15 protein-coding genes are annotated in these 15445 nt (G+C 60.0%); 3 read left to right on the top strand and 12 right to left on the bottom strand.

What is annotated here, in order from left to right; all coding sequences use genetic code 11:
- Positions 1–5 precede the first annotated feature (5 nt).
- The 5 genes from HMPREF2928_RS03315 to infC form a co-directional block, all read right to left on the bottom strand.
- Positions 6–926, bottom strand: a complete 921-nt coding sequence (locus HMPREF2928_RS03315) for a cation diffusion facilitator family transporter (RefSeq protein WP_005507873.1) — start codon at positions 924–926, stop codon at positions 6–8.
- A 101-nt stretch (positions 927–1027) separates the two neighbouring features.
- Complete coding sequence (locus tag HMPREF2928_RS03310; RefSeq protein WP_246823552.1) at positions 1028–1939, bottom strand: TrmH family RNA methyltransferase; 912 nt, start codon at positions 1937–1939, stop codon at positions 1028–1030.
- A gap of 222 nt (positions 1940–2161) precedes the next feature.
- The gene (rplT, locus tag HMPREF2928_RS03305) at positions 2162–2542 is read right to left on the bottom strand and encodes a 50S ribosomal protein L20 (protein ID WP_005507127.1); all 381 of its coding nucleotides are present in this window, start codon (positions 2540–2542) and stop codon (positions 2162–2164) included.
- Positions 2543–2656: 114 nt separating this feature from the next.
- A complete protein-coding gene (gene rpmI, locus HMPREF2928_RS03300; protein WP_004006287.1) occupies positions 2657–2851 on the bottom strand; it encodes a 50S ribosomal protein L35 in 195 nt (64 codons plus the stop codon).
- Positions 2852–3048: 197 nt separating this feature from the next.
- Positions 3049–3750: a translation initiation factor IF-3 gene (infC, locus tag HMPREF2928_RS03295; RefSeq protein ID WP_005507875.1), complete on the bottom strand. Its 702-nt coding sequence runs from the start codon at positions 3748–3750 to the stop codon at positions 3049–3051.
- A 293-nt stretch (positions 3751–4043) separates the two neighbouring features.
- On the opposite strand from infC, the gene HMPREF2928_RS03290 reads away from it, so the two are divergent.
- Positions 4044–4466, top strand: coding sequence for a DUF1844 domain-containing protein (locus tag HMPREF2928_RS03290; RefSeq protein WP_005507125.1), 423 nt, complete (start codon positions 4044–4046; stop codon positions 4464–4466).
- A 155-nt stretch (positions 4467–4621) separates the two neighbouring features.
- Here HMPREF2928_RS03290 and HMPREF2928_RS03285 read toward each other — a convergent pair whose 3' ends face one another.
- The 3 genes from HMPREF2928_RS03285 to HMPREF2928_RS08940 all read right to left on the bottom strand — a co-directional run bounded on the left by HMPREF2928_RS03285 (position 4622) and on the right by HMPREF2928_RS08940 (position 6979).
- Entirely contained in the window at positions 4622–5404 is a 783-nt protein-coding gene (locus tag HMPREF2928_RS03285; protein WP_070614763.1) for a HisA/HisF-related TIM barrel protein, read from the bottom strand.
- Positions 5404–6189 carry a type 1 glutamine amidotransferase family protein gene (locus HMPREF2928_RS03280; RefSeq protein ID WP_083309140.1) on the bottom strand — a complete coding sequence of 262 codons (786 nt, stop codon included), beginning with the start codon at positions 6187–6189 and terminating at the stop codon, positions 5404–5406. The genes HMPREF2928_RS03285 and HMPREF2928_RS03280 overlap by 1 nt, the downstream gene beginning before the upstream one ends.
- A gap of 118 nt (positions 6190–6307) precedes the next feature.
- Complete coding sequence (locus HMPREF2928_RS08940) at positions 6308–6979, bottom strand: LysM peptidoglycan-binding domain-containing protein (RefSeq protein WP_049350156.1); 672 nt, start codon at positions 6977–6979, stop codon at positions 6308–6310.
- 839 nt (positions 6980–7818) lie between these two features.
- Between HMPREF2928_RS08940 and lexA the strand changes: the two genes are divergently transcribed.
- On the top strand, positions 7819–8493 hold the full coding sequence (gene lexA / locus HMPREF2928_RS03270; RefSeq protein ID WP_005507121.1) for a transcriptional repressor LexA: 675 nt from the start codon (positions 7819–7821) through the stop codon (positions 8491–8493).
- Between the two features lie 245 nt (positions 8494–8738).
- On the opposite strand, the gene HMPREF2928_RS03265 is transcribed toward lexA, so the two are convergent.
- Positions 8739–10811, bottom strand: coding sequence for an ATP-dependent DNA helicase (locus HMPREF2928_RS03265; RefSeq protein ID WP_049356060.1), 2073 nt, complete (start codon positions 10809–10811; stop codon positions 8739–8741).
- 6 nt (positions 10812–10817) lie between these two features.
- Positions 10818–12530 (bottom strand): GTPase HflX, encoded by a 1713-nt coding sequence (gene hflX / locus HMPREF2928_RS03260; RefSeq protein WP_049356057.1) that lies wholly within the window; start codon positions 12528–12530, stop codon positions 10818–10820.
- A 143-nt stretch (positions 12531–12673) separates the two neighbouring features.
- Here hflX and HMPREF2928_RS03255 point away from each other — a divergent pair, with 143 nt between their 5' ends.
- Entirely contained in the window at positions 12674–13297 is a 624-nt protein-coding gene (locus HMPREF2928_RS03255) for a class I SAM-dependent methyltransferase (RefSeq protein ID WP_070687356.1), read from the top strand.
- A gap of 124 nt (positions 13298–13421) precedes the next feature.
- On the opposite strand, the gene dapF is transcribed toward HMPREF2928_RS03255, so the two are convergent.
- Complete coding sequence (dapF, locus tag HMPREF2928_RS03250; protein WP_070633931.1) at positions 13422–14357, bottom strand: diaminopimelate epimerase; 936 nt, start codon at positions 14355–14357, stop codon at positions 13422–13424.
- A 96-nt stretch (positions 14358–14453) separates the two neighbouring features.
- Positions 14454–15374: a tRNA (adenosine(37)-N6)-dimethylallyltransferase MiaA gene (gene miaA, locus HMPREF2928_RS03245; RefSeq protein WP_070687355.1), complete on the bottom strand. Its 921-nt coding sequence runs from the start codon at positions 15372–15374 to the stop codon at positions 14454–14456.
- Positions 15375–15445: the final 71 nt, after the last annotated feature.

Here is a 15445-nt window from a genome sequence, read left to right as displayed (position 1 = left end):
TAGAACTAAGCCCGGAAAATATCCGGCTCCAAATAAATGATGCGCGCCGCAGGAACAGCCTCACGAATACGCACCTCAGCAGCGTCAATCTCATCAGCTACCGCACGACCGGTGTCAGCATCATGAATACGAATCTTTGCCGCCACCAGAATCTCCTCAGGACCCAGATGCACGGTCTTAATGTGGATAATGCGCTCGCTATCGCCATCCTCAATCGCCGCACGAATCTTCGCCAAATCCTCCGGAGAAGCAGCCTCACCCAAAATCAGGGACTTCATCTCCACCGCAAGGAACACAGCAATAAAGACCAGCAGCACACCAATAGCCAGGGTACCGAACGCATCCCACAGACCATTACCGGTCAACAGAGTCAGACCCACACCAAAGAGCGCAAAAATCAGACCCAGCAGCGCACCCGCATCCTCCAGCAGAAGCACCGGAAGCTCCGGGTTCTTCGAAGTACGCAAGAAACGCATCCAGCTCTGCTTGCCCTTCAGATCACGCGACTCCTTCACCGCCACGCGGAACGAATTACCCTCCAGCAGAATCGAACCCACCAGAACAGCCACCGGAACCCACTGCCACTCAGTAATACCGTGCGGGTCATGCAGCTTCTCATAACCCTCATACAGAGCGAACAAGCCACCCAGGGCAAAGATAATAATCGAAACAATAAACGCGTAAATATAGCGGTTACGGCCATAACCAAACGGGTGCTCCTCATCAGCCTGCTTCTGCGAAGCGCGACCGCCCAGAAGAAGCAAAAGCTGATTACCCGAGTCAGCCACCGAGTGAATAGCCTCCGCCAACATCGACGAAGAACGAGTCAGCGCAAAAGCCAAAAACTTCAGCACCGCAATACCCAGATTCGCACCCAGCGCGGCAATAATCGCGCCCGAACCCGAATGACCAGAAGGAGCAGACATATTTTCCCTTTCTCAGCCCTAAACTAAAACTCTAAAACCTATGAGGCTAAGGCGGCCCGCCGCTATGCCACAGCCGCGAACCGCCCAAAACCTAGAAAAATCTAGCGAGAAACGCCGCGCTGAGCCATCGCCGAAGCATACAGGCACACAGCAGCAGCCGTACCCACATTCAAAGACTCAGCCGAACCATAGACAGGAACAGCCACGCGCATAGTGGCGGCCGCCTTCTCTTCAGCGTTCAAGCCCTGCGCTTCATTCCCGAAAAGCCACATGGTCGGCTTAGAAAGATCAAAATTACCCTTCACACCGGAAGGAGCACTCGCCTCCACTCCGGCACGACGAGCCGCAGTGTACTCGCTCAACTCCTGCAGATTCACCGCGCCATAGCCGTCAGCAGCTAGCACAGCAGTACCCTGAGACTTCACATCCTCCGCGAAATCCTCCAGCTGCACGCCCTGAATAATCGGCACATGGAACAGCGAACCCGCGGTAGAACGCACCGTCTTCGGGTTATACAAATCCACCGAACCCCTAGTCGTAATCACCAAGTCAGCACCGGCCGCATCAGCCACGCGAAGAATAGTGCCCGCATTACCCGGATCCTGCACACGAGACAGCACAGCAATCAGCTTCGGGTTCAACGCGCCCTCACCCCACAGCAGCGAGAACGACGCATCCACCATAAAGGAAACCGCAATAATACCCTGCGGGCTCACCGAATCAGCCATCGCCTCCAGCACCTCATCGGTCACCACGCGCATGAATACGCGGCGGCCCTCTTCCGGAGTGGGAGTACCGTAGACCTGCTCCAGCAACTCGGCAATATCCTCATGACGATCAAAAGCCGCCTCCGTGACATATACCGCGTCCAGAATCGGCTTCTTCAAATGCGCCTTCAACGCCTCACGCACAGCCTGCGGGCCTTCCACCAAGAACTGGCCCTTCTTCGTGCGCGCCGCACGGGTACGCAACTTCGCAATATCGCGCACACGATCAGCCTGCGGATTGGACATCACAACGGGGGTACTAATACGTTCAAAAAAGTTCACTCTTAAAGGGTACAGGCAAAGACGCACCCAAAGAACGCAGAACAGTCACAAGCACAACAGCCACAAGCGCCCCAGATACGCAGAAAGCGACCGCCCACACTCAAAAGTGCAGACGGCCGCTCACGACGCTTGAGCATCCCACCCCGAACCTAGATCTTCAAGGCAGAAGCAGACAACCTAGGCTAATTAAGCCTTGGGAGCCGAGGTGTCCTCGGGCAGGTTGTTCTTAGCAATCTCAACCAGTGCGTTGAAGGCAGCGGGCTCGTTAACAGCCAGCTCAGCCAGCATACGGCGGTCAACCTCAACACCAGCAGCCTTCAGGCCCTGGATGAAGCGGTTGTAGGTCAGGCCCTGTGCGCGGGAAGCAGCGTTGATACGCTGGATCCACAGGCGACGGAAGTCACCCTTCTTCTTACGACGGTGGTCGTAGCTGTAAACCAGCGAGTGAGTGACCTGCTCCTTAGCCTTACGGTACAGGCGAGAACGCTGACCGCGGTAGCCGGATGCACGATCGAGAATAGTACGGCGCTTCTTGTGCGCGTTAACCGCGCGCTTCACACGTGCCACGTGTGTCTCCTTCGTCTTATGTCCTGAACAGCTCACATATCACGCTGAACAGGAGCGAGTCTTTAATCAGTGCGCACCACTATCGGTGCGCCAGGTGCAGAGAGTAAGCGTTGCTTACTTACCCAGCATCTTCTTGACAACCTTTGCCTGGCCGCCGGTAACGATCTGGTCAGAAGCCAGACGACGGGTCAGACGAGAGGACTTGTGCTCCAGGTAGTGGCGACGGTTCGCCTGCTGGCGCTTAACCTTGCCGCTACCGGTGAGCTTGAAGCGCTTCTTAGCACCAGAGTGGGTCTTCTGCTTCGGCATAGCTGCCGTTCTCCTTACATTCATCCCCCGCCACAACAGCGGGGTAGCTTAGTGGGGTTGAGCGATACACGCATCAGCCCCAAGGACCAAAGGTGAGGCACCCCTGACGAGGTGCCTCGGAACCGGCACCGGGTGAACCCGCAACACCCACCCAACGGTGGAGGCGCGTGCCCATCCTAAAGTGACGACCCGGTTCCCTACTCGGCGGAAGCCTGTGCCTTCAACTCAGCAGGCATAGCGTCTGCCAGAGAATTAGTTACGGGCTTCGCCTTGGTCGTGTCAATACGCTCGCGACCCTTGCGACCGCCGGCGCCCTGCTCACGGCGAGCCTCTGCCTTACCGCGAAGCGGAGCCAGAACCATCACCATGTTGCGGCCATCCTGACGGGGGCGAGACTCAACGGTGCTCACCTCAGCCAGCTCAGCCGCCAGACGCTCCAGCAGACGCACACCCATCTCGGGGCGCTGCTGCTCACGACCACGGAACTGAATCATTGCCTTGACCTTGTCACCACCGGAAAGGAAACGACGAGCGTGTCCAACCTTGGTTTCGTAGTCGTGGGTATCAATCTTCAGGCGGAAACGGATCTCCTTCAGAACGGCATTAGCCTGCTTCTTGCGGGATTCACGAGCCTTGATTGCGGCTTCGTACTTGTACTTACCGTAATCCATGAGCTTGCACACGGGCGGCTTCGCGTTCGGGGCAACCTCGACCAGGTCGAGTTCGGCGTCCTCAGCCAGACGCAGAGCGTCCTTCAGAGGGACAACGCCTACCTGCTCGCCACCGGGACCGACAAGACGGACCTCGGGAACGCGGATACGATCGTTAATGCGTGGTTCGCTAATGACTAGCTCCTGTGCTCTGTGGGTTTCCCCGTGAATACTATCCGTTGCGGGCACTAAAAAAGCCCCCGCAGTTACACAAGCGGAGGCACAAACCAGCGTACGCCGAAAGCGGCGGACGAACCCGTTCACCTCAAAACTCGCAAACAAACGCCTGCGGCGGTCAACCGGGTGGGAGGCATGCTCCACTTGCAAACTGCCTACAACCATACCGCAGAATCCCCGACAGACGCAAGGAAATAGACGCAAAACACCATAAAAATTGCGGGGACTCCTCCAGAAAGTCCCTAGAAGTGCCCACTCTTAAGGACGCATTTACCGAAACAAACGAAATATGAGATTCTAAGACTATGAGCACTGAAAACACGAACTTCCGCTTCACCGCGGAAGAAGAAACCCCCGTACACGGCCACACCGAACTCACCGAAGAGCAGGTCGAAGCCGTCAACGAACAGCTGCGCGACATCGCAGACGTACCCGCCATCGAAATCATCAGCTCCGCAGCCATCCACATGATGAGCGCTGCAGCCGTCAAGTGCGGCCTAGCAGCAGACGAAAACGCCGACGACCTCAAGGACCTCGACGAAGCACGCAAGCTTATCACCGCACTGGCAGGCCTCGTCACCGCCGCAGCACCCGAAATCGGCTCCCAGCACGCAGCGCCCCTACGCGACGGCCTGCGCACCCTGCAGCTCGCATTCCGTGAAGCATCCCCCTTCCCGGACGAGCCCGGCAAGGGCCCCGGCGAAAAGCTCACCGGCCCGGTCTACTAAACCAGCACGTGTACTAAACCAGGACGCACGCTAAACCAGCTGGTCCACTAAACCGCCCCTGGTTTATGTCATCACGAAGCCCCGTCTCCCTCACGCTGAGGAAGACGGGGCTTCGTCATATATAAAGTCCGTTCGGGTTAGCGGGAACGGTAGCTTTAGCGGAAGCCAGCAGCCTCAAGAGCCTGCTCAAAACTAAAGTTACCCACATACAGCGCCTTGCCAAGCACCACACCCTCCAAACCATGAGGCACCATGGAACGCAGCTTCTCAAGATCAGCCAGCGACGCCACACCACCGGACGCCACCACCCGGCAGGCAGTCTGCGCCAGCACCTCATCCAGCAGCTCCGCACCGGGACCCGCCAGAGAACCGTCCTTGCTCACATCCGTGACGATATAGCGGCGCACGCCCGCGCCCTCCAGCCACGCCAGCGCCTCCGCCAGATCAGGGCCCGACCAGTCGGTACCGCGAGCCACCGTCACCCAGCCCCGCTCAGGGTTATAGCGGGCATCGAGACCAAGAGCCAGAAGATCAGAATCGGCGTAACGAGCCAGAGTGCCTTCAAGCCAGGAAGAATCCGTCAGCGCCGCACTGGTCACGTTCACGCGGTCCGGATTCAGACTCAGGGCACGCTCCAGACTCTCAGCATTGCGCACACCGCCGCTGACCTGAATACGAACCGGAGCGGAGCCGCGGGCATTCTCTGCACGGACGGCGGCAACCACCTCAGCCAGAACCTCAGTATTCGTGCCGCGACCAAATGCCAAATCAAGGTCAACCAGGTGAATCCAGCGGGCACCAGACTTCACCCAGGTCAGAGCCGACTCAACAGGGTCGAGGCGCTGCTCACCACCGGACAGGGTGCCACCCACCGGGCGCACCGCGTAGCCTTCAGAAATATCAACAGCGGGCAGAAGTTCAAGAACGGGTGCAGACATTAGTTACCTCCCGCAGCAGTAGCGGAGTCTCCAGAAGACAGAGACTCAGAAGACAGGCGACCGGTCACCGCCAGGGACGCAACCCAGCGGCGCATAAACTCCGCCCCCAGCTCGCCAGAGCCCACCGGGCAGAACTGCACCGCCGTCAGCGGACCGTTCTCAACCGCCGCGATATAGGCGGGCTCGGTGACAGTCCAAGTCACCGCCGGAGGGGCAATATATTCAATGCTCTGATCAAAAGCCCACTCAAAAACGCCGTGCTCAGATTTGAAGTGAGCCTCGCCCTCAAGATCCTTGAGCAGCGTACTATCGGCGGACGGGCGCAAAGTAGCAACACCGGGAGTTACCTCGCGGGTAGAAAGCTCCACGCCCTCGCCGGGCCACTCCCCCATGCCCTGCACCTGAACCTGCCCCATCTGCGGATGCTCCACCATAATAGAGTCAAAGAGGCAGCTCAGTGCCGCACCGGCAACCAGCACCGGACGACCACCGGCAACGCGGCGGCCAATCACACGCTCAGCGTCCTTAGCTTTCAGGTCTTCGTACGCCTCAAGAGAGCTCGCACCGCCGGTAACCACCATGCCGTCAGCCTCACGCAGCTGATCGGGCACAGCGGTTACGATCACGTCCGCCCCCGCATCCTGAAGAAGCTTCACCAAGGCGCCACGAGTTCCGGGTTCCCCCAAAACAGCAACCACAGGACGAGCAGTCTGAGCATTCTGTACAGATTCAGTTTCCTGTGCAGATTCAATTTCGGTGAGTGTGGGTTCAACGGGAACAGGCATCGGTGCGCTCCTATTTCATAGGCTCAAGAATTCGACTCAAGCGCTCAGCTTGAGAGATAGCGGGTTCGGAGTCAAGACATCAACCTCATGCAGAAGCCAACCACGTACGTGTCCATGCTTAGCGCTGAGTCTGAGGAATTTCCAGACGCTGACCGGCATCAACAGAGGTGCTGGTCAACGAGTTCAACTCCATAATACGAACCACAGTATCACGGGTGTCACCCTGCGGATCCACCGCCTGAGCAATATCCCACAGGGTCTCGCCATGCTTGACCACAACGACGGTTCGAGTCACCGAAGCGTTCTCCACAGAAGCAGAAGCCGCCGGGCCAAAGAAGCTAATAGCACCGAGCACAATCAGCGCCGCCAAAGTCAGCAGAGGCAGCCCCTTCAGGAAACCGCGCACAGTACCAAGACGACGAATAGAAGCGGGAACCGCGCGCAGAAACTCGCCGCCCTTAGCCAGAAGAACACTCTTCACGCTAGGGGTCTGCGCATCAGAAGCAGTCTGCGCGCCAGAAGCTACAGAGCGAACCGGTGCCTGAATAGAGCCAGCAGGGGCAGAAGCGGCGGGAACACGAGTAGGCTGACCCACCTGAGCGGGGCGAGGCGCATGAGCCGCACGAGAAGAGCGAACAGACTGCGAAGACGCAGGCACACGAGAACGCCCCTGCATGGTGCGGGCCGACACGGTGCTGGCGGACGCAGTGCGGGCGGGGTGAAGTACCACCAAACCTGCCGGAAGGTGTGCAGAAGTGCCACGAGAAGCAATAGGTGCTGCAGTAGTCATTGTGGTTCCTTTCTCTCAGCTCGCCCCGGGGTTGCCCCGCGGGTCTAGCAATGCCGAGCGATACCCGCTCGGAGGTCCTAGTTGAGTGATAACTATGGAGTGGTGATTGTTAGGCGATAACTATTGGGTAGCTAGTCCCTAGTTAGGTCAGAGCGTCGGATGCACCGGGCTGCGCTGGGTCGCACTGGGTGACCCCGGAACCCCATCCCCTGCGCTCTCTCTTCGCCAGATGCTCCCTAGAGCATCCAAGGTAGATCATGCGAAGAGAGAGGCAGAGGATTCGAATACATTCGAACACCCATTCACTCTCCTCTCCCGAAAGACTCCGGGTTGAATCTTCGAATATTTTTCGAACATTCACCCGTAAATCCTGAATTCCAGGAGAGATTCAAGAGTATATACGAACTCTTGTTCTAAAGTCTAGCAGAGATGTACTAAAAATTTCTTCGAGTTTCGAAGAAAAAATCTAGAATATTTGTTTGAGTTTTTCGGTGTAGTGTTCTACACTGGTGTCAAGAGACGTTCCACACGCTCCTGATGAGTCCTACTCACAGCAGGTTTCTGTACCCGTTACAGCTTGGTTCTGTATCTAAATGCAGGTGCTGCTGACTGAGTTTTATAGGGCGGAGGCGCATACTCGTTGCCCGCGTATCGCTCCGGCACGGATAGAATTCCTCCACCCCCTGACGAGATAAGACCAATTTCAGCAGAACCAAAAAATTTTTAGGACACCATCGGAAAACGTGTGAAGCACCCATCCGTGCCCCGACCGGACTGTGTCTCAAACAGACTGCAGAGACCGGAATACAGAAATCGGGGCACAGACCGAAGGAAAAGAAATGGCAACAGCACCCCGTCCGGCGCTGACCGCGCGCCAGCAGAAGATTCTTGACGCGATCCGCACCGAGATTGAACAAAAGGGTTACCCGCCGTCCATGCGCCAGATTGGTGACATGGTGGGTCTTGCGTCCCTGTCTTCGGTCACTCACCAGCTCGGCCGTCTCGAGACCATGGGCTACATTCGCCGCGACCCCAAGCTCCCCCGCGCCATTGAGGTGCTGGATGAGAACGGCGTCGGCATCCACGGTAGCGCTTCCTCTTCCCTGCCCGAGCTGCCGAACTTCGAAGTCGGCGATGAGGACCTCGTACCCGTTCCCCTGGTTGGACGAATTGCAGCGGGCGGCCCCATTACCGCCGAGCAGTCCGTGGAGGATGTGCTTGCCCTGCCCCGCCAGCTGGTCGGTAACGGCAAGCTTTTCATGCTCAAGGTCAAGGGCGATTCCATGATTGACGCCGCAATCTGCGACGGCGACTGGGTGGTTGTCCGCGAGCAGCACACCGCAGACAACGGCGATATCGTTGCTGCTCTGCTCGACGATGAAGCAACCGTAAAGGTGTTCCGTCAGGTTGACGGCCACACCTGGCTCATGCCGCGCAACTCCAACTACGAGCCGATTATGGGTGACCGCGCAACCGTCATGGGTAAGGTCGTCTCCGTGCTGCGTAGTCTCTAGAAAACCACAGCCTCTAGAAGATGCAGTCTCTGAAAGACGCGGGCTCTAAACAGCCACAGCATCTCAAAGAAGCTGTTTTAAACAACACAGCCTCTAAAAGACATAGCTACGAGGCTTTTAGCTCTCTATAGAAATCACCCCGGTGATACGTAAACGTTCACGTATCACCGGGGTGATTTCTATATGTCTAAATTTATATGCCCAAAACGGGGCGGCGGCGTAGCCAGGGATGAATCTTGCCCGAGCTAACGCTCAATACTCGCCGAAAGACGAGCCAACGCGCCGGTCACCGCAGCCTTATTCTGCGTCGACCACATCGGCGGCATCGCCTTCATCAAGAAACCGCCGTAGCGTTTAGTCGCCACGCGAGAATCCAGCACAGCCACCACGCCGCGGTCAGACACCGAACGGATCAGGCGACCCGCGCCCTGCGCCATACGAATCGCCGCGTGGTGAGCAGAAACCGCCATAAAGCCGTTACCGCGATGACGGTTCACCGCCTCCGTACGAGCCTGCGCAATCGGGTCATCCGGGCGGGGGAACGGGATGCGGTCCATCACCACCAGGCGGCAAGAGTCACCGGGAACGTCCACGCCCTGCCACAGGCTCATCGTTCCGAACAGGCATGAGTCAACGTCCTCGCTGAACTCCTCCACCAGAGCCTTGAGCGAAGACTCACCCTGCAGAAGAATGTTCAGGTCGCTGTGCTCACGCATGTACTCGGCGGCACGCTCAGCGGCACGCTTCGAGGAGAACAGGCCCAGGGCACCGCCCTCCGACGCCTCGCACAGCTCACGCAGACGATCCAGCTGGCCCTCGTGCACACCGAATCCCGGAGGCTTCAAATCCCCGGCAACGTACATGATGCCCTGCTTGCGGTAGTCGAAAGGCGAACCCACGTCGATGCTCGTCCAGCGCGGCGCGCCCTCGCCCTGCAGTCCCAGGGCACCGGCGGCAACGTCAAAAGAGTCACCCACCGTCAGGGTCGCACTCGTCAGAATCACGGTGCGGTCAGCGAACAGACCGTCACGTAGCTGCAAACCGACGCTCAAGGGGGCGATGTTCAGGGTCGCCGGGTCGGTATCGGAAGCAGCCACGTAGCGGCCGTTCTCCCAACCACCCTGACGAGAAATCCACAGAACGTCCTGCTCGCCCGAAGCCTCCAGAATGCGGCTACTCATGTCGTGTACCTCAGAGACACGCGAGCGCGCCATCTGCAGGCCGGCGTCAACGTCCTGCCCGTCTGGTTTGGTATCGGACAGGGCGGTGCGGGCGGCATCATTGACCGCAGAAATAGCGGTCAAAAGGCGACCGTCCAGGCCTTTCAGCAGGCCCTCGGCAAGACCCTCGAACGCGGTCTCCAGGGTGCCGGCAGCCATTTCCAGTGCGCCGGAATCAGCCTTTGAATGCTTCTTCACGCTACGCGCCGCACGGCGAACCATCGCAACCGTCAAAGAACCAGACACGGCACCGGTCACGCGGTCCACCAGCTCATGAGCCTCATCAATAATGACCGTCTCATGTTCGGGCAGAACCTTCATGCCCTCGAAAGCGTTAATCGCCAGCAGGGCGTGGTTCGTGATGACAATGTCAGCCTCAGCGGCACGGCCACGCGCCATCTCGCTAAAGCACTCTTCCACCAGCGGGCAGCGGCGGCCCAGACACTCGGCGGCACTGACCGATACCTGAGCCCAGGCGCGGTCAGAGACGCCGGGCTTCAGCTCGTCACGGTCGCCGGTCTCCGTGCGGTCGGCCCACTCGCGCAGGCGCACCACTTCCTCACCCACGCGGGAGGTCGAAGAAGGCATGTCAAAGAGAGCATCCGGCTCGTCTTCCGGGTAGCCGCCCTCCAGCTTGTGCACGCAGAGGTAGTTATTGCGGCCCTTGAGCAGAGCCACCTGCGCCTGCGATTCCGGGCGCGGCTCCAGCGCTTGTAGAAGACGCGGAATATCGCGGTTCACGATCTGCGCCTGCAGGGCAAGGGTCGCCGTCGCAACGACAATCGGCTGGTCCGACTCCCCCACCCTCGCCAGGGCAGGAACCAGGTAGCCCAGGGACTTACCGGTACCGGTACCCGCCTGGACCAGCAGGTGACGCTGCAGTTCAAGAGCCTGCGCCACATGCGCCACCATGGTGCGCTGACCGGCACGATTCTGACCGCCAGTGGCGGCAACCACCTCATCCAGCAGGGTCAGGGCATCCTTCGCACCGGGCAGGGTCTCAAGCTCCTGTCCGGTGAATCGGGTGCCGTCGGTCCCCGGTCCGGGCCCAGTTCCCGGGGTGTTTTTGGGCGCGTTGATGCTCTCGGTCACGCTCATCCGCCCTTAGAGAGCCTCAGAGTTAGAGGGCTGCTCGGAGTCAGATGCGGTCGCCTCAGTGAGGGCGTGTGCCTCCGCAAGTTCCTCTTCCAGGATCTCCAGCAGGTCGCCCTCCAGCACATACTCGGACAGTTCGGAGGCGACATCCTCACGGACCAGAGCCACCACGAAGGTGCCGTCCGATACGAAATCGGTGCTCTTAATTTCGGCGTCCCACTCGTGCAGGCGCGAAATAATCTCACCGTGCGAATACGGAATCAGCAGCTTCACCTCAATGGAGGGGCGCGGAATGGTGTCCGCGATCTTCTGCTTCAGCTCCTCAATGCCCTCACCGGTACGCGCCGAAACGATCACGTGCTCCGGCTCGCGCTGGCGCATACGCTCCAGCACGAACGGGTCGGCGGCATCCGCCTTATTCAGCACAATGATCTCGGGGATATGGCGGGCGTCAACCTCCGCGATGACCTCGCGGACAGCACGAATCTGCCCCTCCGGGTCCGGGTGCGAAGCATCCACCACGTGCAGGATGACGTCAGCGTCAGCGACCTCTTCCAGGGTGGAGCGGAACGCCTCCACCAGCTGGGTCGGCAGCGAACGCACGAAACCCACCGTGTCAGAGAGGGTGTAGCCGATACCGTCCGGGGTCTGAGCCTTACGGACGGTCGGGTCCAGCGTCGCAAACAGGGCGTTCTCCACGAGCACGCCGGCATCGGTCAGGCGGTTCAGCAGGGAGGACTTACCCGCGTTCGTGTACCCGGCAATAGCCACCGAAGGCACGCGGTTACGGCGACGGTTCAGACGCTTCGTCTCACGCGCCGGCGCCATCGCAGCGATCTCACGCTTAAGCTTCGCCATGCGAGCGCGCAGGCGGCGGCGGTCCATCTCAATCTTAGTTTCACCGGGACCACGCGAACCGATACCCTCACCGGCTGCGGCACGGCCACCCGCCTGACGGGACAGGGACGCACCCCAACCACGCAGACGCGGCAGCATGTACTCCAGCTGAGCCAGCTCAACCTGTGCCTTACCCTCGCGGGACTTAGCGTGCTGAGCGAAAATGTCGAGAATCAGGGCGGTGCGGTCAATGACCTTGACCTTCACGATGTCTTCGAGGGCACGACGCTGCGAGGGAGCCAGTTCGGAGTCGACGATCACGGTGTCAGCGCCGGTCGCCTCCACAATGTCCTTGAGTTCCAGCGCCTTACCTGAGCCGAGGAAGGTGCCGGGGTCCGGCTTGAGGCGGCGCTGAACCAGGCCGTCCAGAACCTCGGAACCTGCGGTTTCAGCCAGTGCCGCGAGCTCACGCAGGGAGTTCTCTGCGTCCTCTACGGTGCCTTCAGTCCACAGACCAGCCAGCACCACGCGTTCCAGGCGCAGCTGGCGGTACTCGACCTCGGTGACGTCTTCAAGTTCGGTGGAGAGGTTCGCGATACGGCGCAGTGCGCGGCGCTCAGCGAGGTCTTCCTGGTCACCGTCATATTCGGAGTGTTCGCGCTGAACGTCAGAAATTTCGCGCGCGCGAGTATCCAGCACACGGCGGCTATTGTTGCTGTGAGCGCTGGAGGAGTTATCGCTGTGATGCGCGGTACCGGCGGCGTCATACGTCGTGACGGAGGCGGCCGCCTGGGAGCGGCCCAGAACGCGGTCTACGGTGCGGCGCAGCTGCTCATCGCTGGGCAGCTTTTCGGTATCAGATACGGGGATGTTCTTAGAATTCATACGACTCTAATTCTACCGCCGTTGCCCGCATCAGGTAGGGGGTTCGGTCGTCTGTGCGCTCAGGGCGTGCAAGCTGCCGACCCGCCCCGTGCATACTCTGCCCGTGTGCGGCGGGTTCTTGCCCTACCGGTACACTGGATAGCATGAGCGAGCAGCATTATTTCTCTGAAACCCCCGAGACCGAATTCAAGCCCCGCCCGGTGCAGGTGGAGCTTGCCGGCCGCAAGGTCACCGTCACCACAGCTAACGGCATTTTCAGCCCCTCCGGTATTGATAAGGGCACCGCTATTTTGCTGCAGGAAGCACCCGACCCGCAGGGTACACGCATGCTCGACATCGGCTGCGGTTGGGGCCCCATCACCCTGACTTTGGCGATGCTCGCACCGCAGGCGCAGGTGCACGCGGTGGACGTGAACTCCCGCTCCATTAGCCTGACCGAACGCAACGCCGCCGCTCTCGGCCTGTCCAACGTCACCGTGGGAACCCCCGAATCGGTTGACCCCGAACTGCGTTTTGACACCATCTGGTCGAACCCGCCGATTCGCGTGGGCAAGGAGGTTCTGCACGAGATCCTGCTGACCTGGCTGCCGCGCCTGGCGCCCGGTGGTGACGCCTACCTGGTGGTTCAGAAGAACCTGGGCTCCGATTCTTTGCAGAAGTGGATGGACGCGCAGCTTGAGGAGCTGCACCCCGGCGAGTTTGAGGTGTCGCGCTATACGACTTCGAAGGGCTTCCGTATTCTGCAGGTGCACCGCTACGAGGACTAAAACCTCTGGCGCTATTTGCTTAAAACATAAAAGCGGCGGGTGTTTTCTGAATTTATTGTCAGAAAACACCCGCCGCTTTTGTCTATAAAATCTCTGGTCCAGGGCTGCCCGCTATTGCAGCCGACTATCGTAGCACGACGGTCGCAACCATCTGCGCCGGACCAGCCAGAACAACATGCTCCAGGTCATCCGGGCCCAGCACGAAAGTCACCGCGAGGGTACCGCCGGGCACATGCACCAGCCACTCATCCGGTGCTTCCTCGCCGCCCCAGAAACGGGTCGCAGCAGCAGCCGCACACGCGCCGGTACCGCAGGACAGAGTCTCGCCCACGCCACGTTCGTGCACGCGCATACGGATAGCGCCCACATGCGCGCCGCTCTCAACGTCCAGGTCGACCGGCACCACAAACTCAACGTTCGTGCCGTTGACCGGGGCGGGGTTCACCTGAGGCAGGCTGTGCAGGTCCAGGCCGTCCAGCTTACCGTCGGAGCCGAGCATCACCACGGTGTGCGGGTTACCCATCGAAATGGACAGGCCAGCACGCGGAGTCTTCAGGCCGCGAGCAGACACCAGGCAGTCCTCGCCACCCTCGCGGGCAGCCTCACCGTGAATGAAGCTCCACGGACCCATATCAATCGCGTAACCCTCTTCGGTGCGCGCCACAGTCTTCACACCGGCACGGGTACCAATCTTGACGGTCTCACCCACCTCAAGCTCACTCAGGCCCTCAGCGCGCAGGTACTCCACGAACGCGCGCACACCGTTGCCGCACATTTCAGCGATAGAGCCGTCACCGTTGCGGTAGTCCATGAACCAGACAGCGTCCGGGTGCTCCTCGAGCAGCTTCTGACCCGCGCGGGAGGCGGTGCTGCGGGCAGCACGAATGAAGCCGTCCGCGCCAATGCCGAAGTGGCGGTCGCAGACGCGGGCTACCAGCTCGGGGGTAAGGGCAATTTCTGCGTTCTCATCCGTCAGAAAGATGAAGTCGTTACCGGTGCCGTGACCCTTGGTGAGGGTCAGGCCTGCCAGCTCGCCCCAGATGGAAGGGTTCTCGCTCATATGCTGTCCTTAAGGTTGGTGACCTGTCCGTTTATGATTTTACCGCGCCGACCGACTCGACGAGGTATCTGTTCGGCTGCGGCTCGTTATTGTGGCTTATCGGGTGCTTTCGCGGATGATGGCTTCCGCTTCGTCGGCAAGGGTGGGTGAGAGCGCGTCCAGCCAGTGCACGCGCGGGTCCGCGCGGAACCAGGTCAGCTGGCGGCGTGCAAACTGGCGGGTGGCAATCGTCGTATCCTCAATCGCCTGCTCCACGCTGTAATCCTCATCTTCAAGGGCGCGGGCAAACTGCGCGTAACCAATCGCGCGGGAGGCGGTCTTCCCCTCCTGCAGTCCCTGCTCGTTCAGGGTGCGCACCTCGTCCAGCAGGCCGCGCTCATGCATCAGCTCCACGCGGCGGTGCAGACGCTCGTGCAACAGGGTACGATCCATATCCAGGCCAATCTGAATACTCTCCGTCACGTACTCGCGCACCGGCATGAACGCCGAGAACGGGCGGCCCGTCACCTCGAACACCTCCAGGGCTCGAATAATGCGGCGCTCATCCTTCACGCGCGCCGCCGACTCCGGGTCGACCTCCGCCAGGCGGGCGTGCAGAACACCAATACCCTCGGTACGCGCTTGCTCCTCCAGGCGCTCACGCACCCGCGCATCCGTGCCGGGAAACTCCAACTTATCCAGGGCGGCACGCACATACAGACCGGAACCACCCACCAGAATCGGGTAGCGGCCGCGGGCGCGAATCCGCTCGATCAGCTCGCGGCTGCGCTCCTGAAACTCCGCTACGGAGGCCTCGTCCCGCACGTCCATGATGTCCAGCAGGTGGTGCGGAACACCGCGCATCTCCTCCGCCGTGATTTTTGCGGTGCCGATATCCATGCCCCGGTAGAACTGCATAGAATCAGCGTTAATGCACTCACCGTTCAGACGCAGAGCCAGCTCAATGGCGAGCGCGCTCTTACCGGTGCCGGTCGGGCCCACAATAGCGATAACGGGCAGAGTTTCGGAGATAGTCATGCGCCCCATTCTACCGGTTCCCCCACCCCCACTTGCGGTGGCGGCAAGAGCCCGAAGAACAGGGCGCATGA

The sequence above is a fragment of the Rothia sp. HMSC072B04 genome, assembly GCF_001813725.1.
GTDB lineage: Bacteria > Actinomycetota > Actinomycetes > Actinomycetales > Micrococcaceae > Rothia > Rothia mucilaginosa.
The sequence above is the reverse complement of the archived record's forward strand: the minus strand, read 5'-3'. Positions and strand labels throughout refer to the sequence as shown.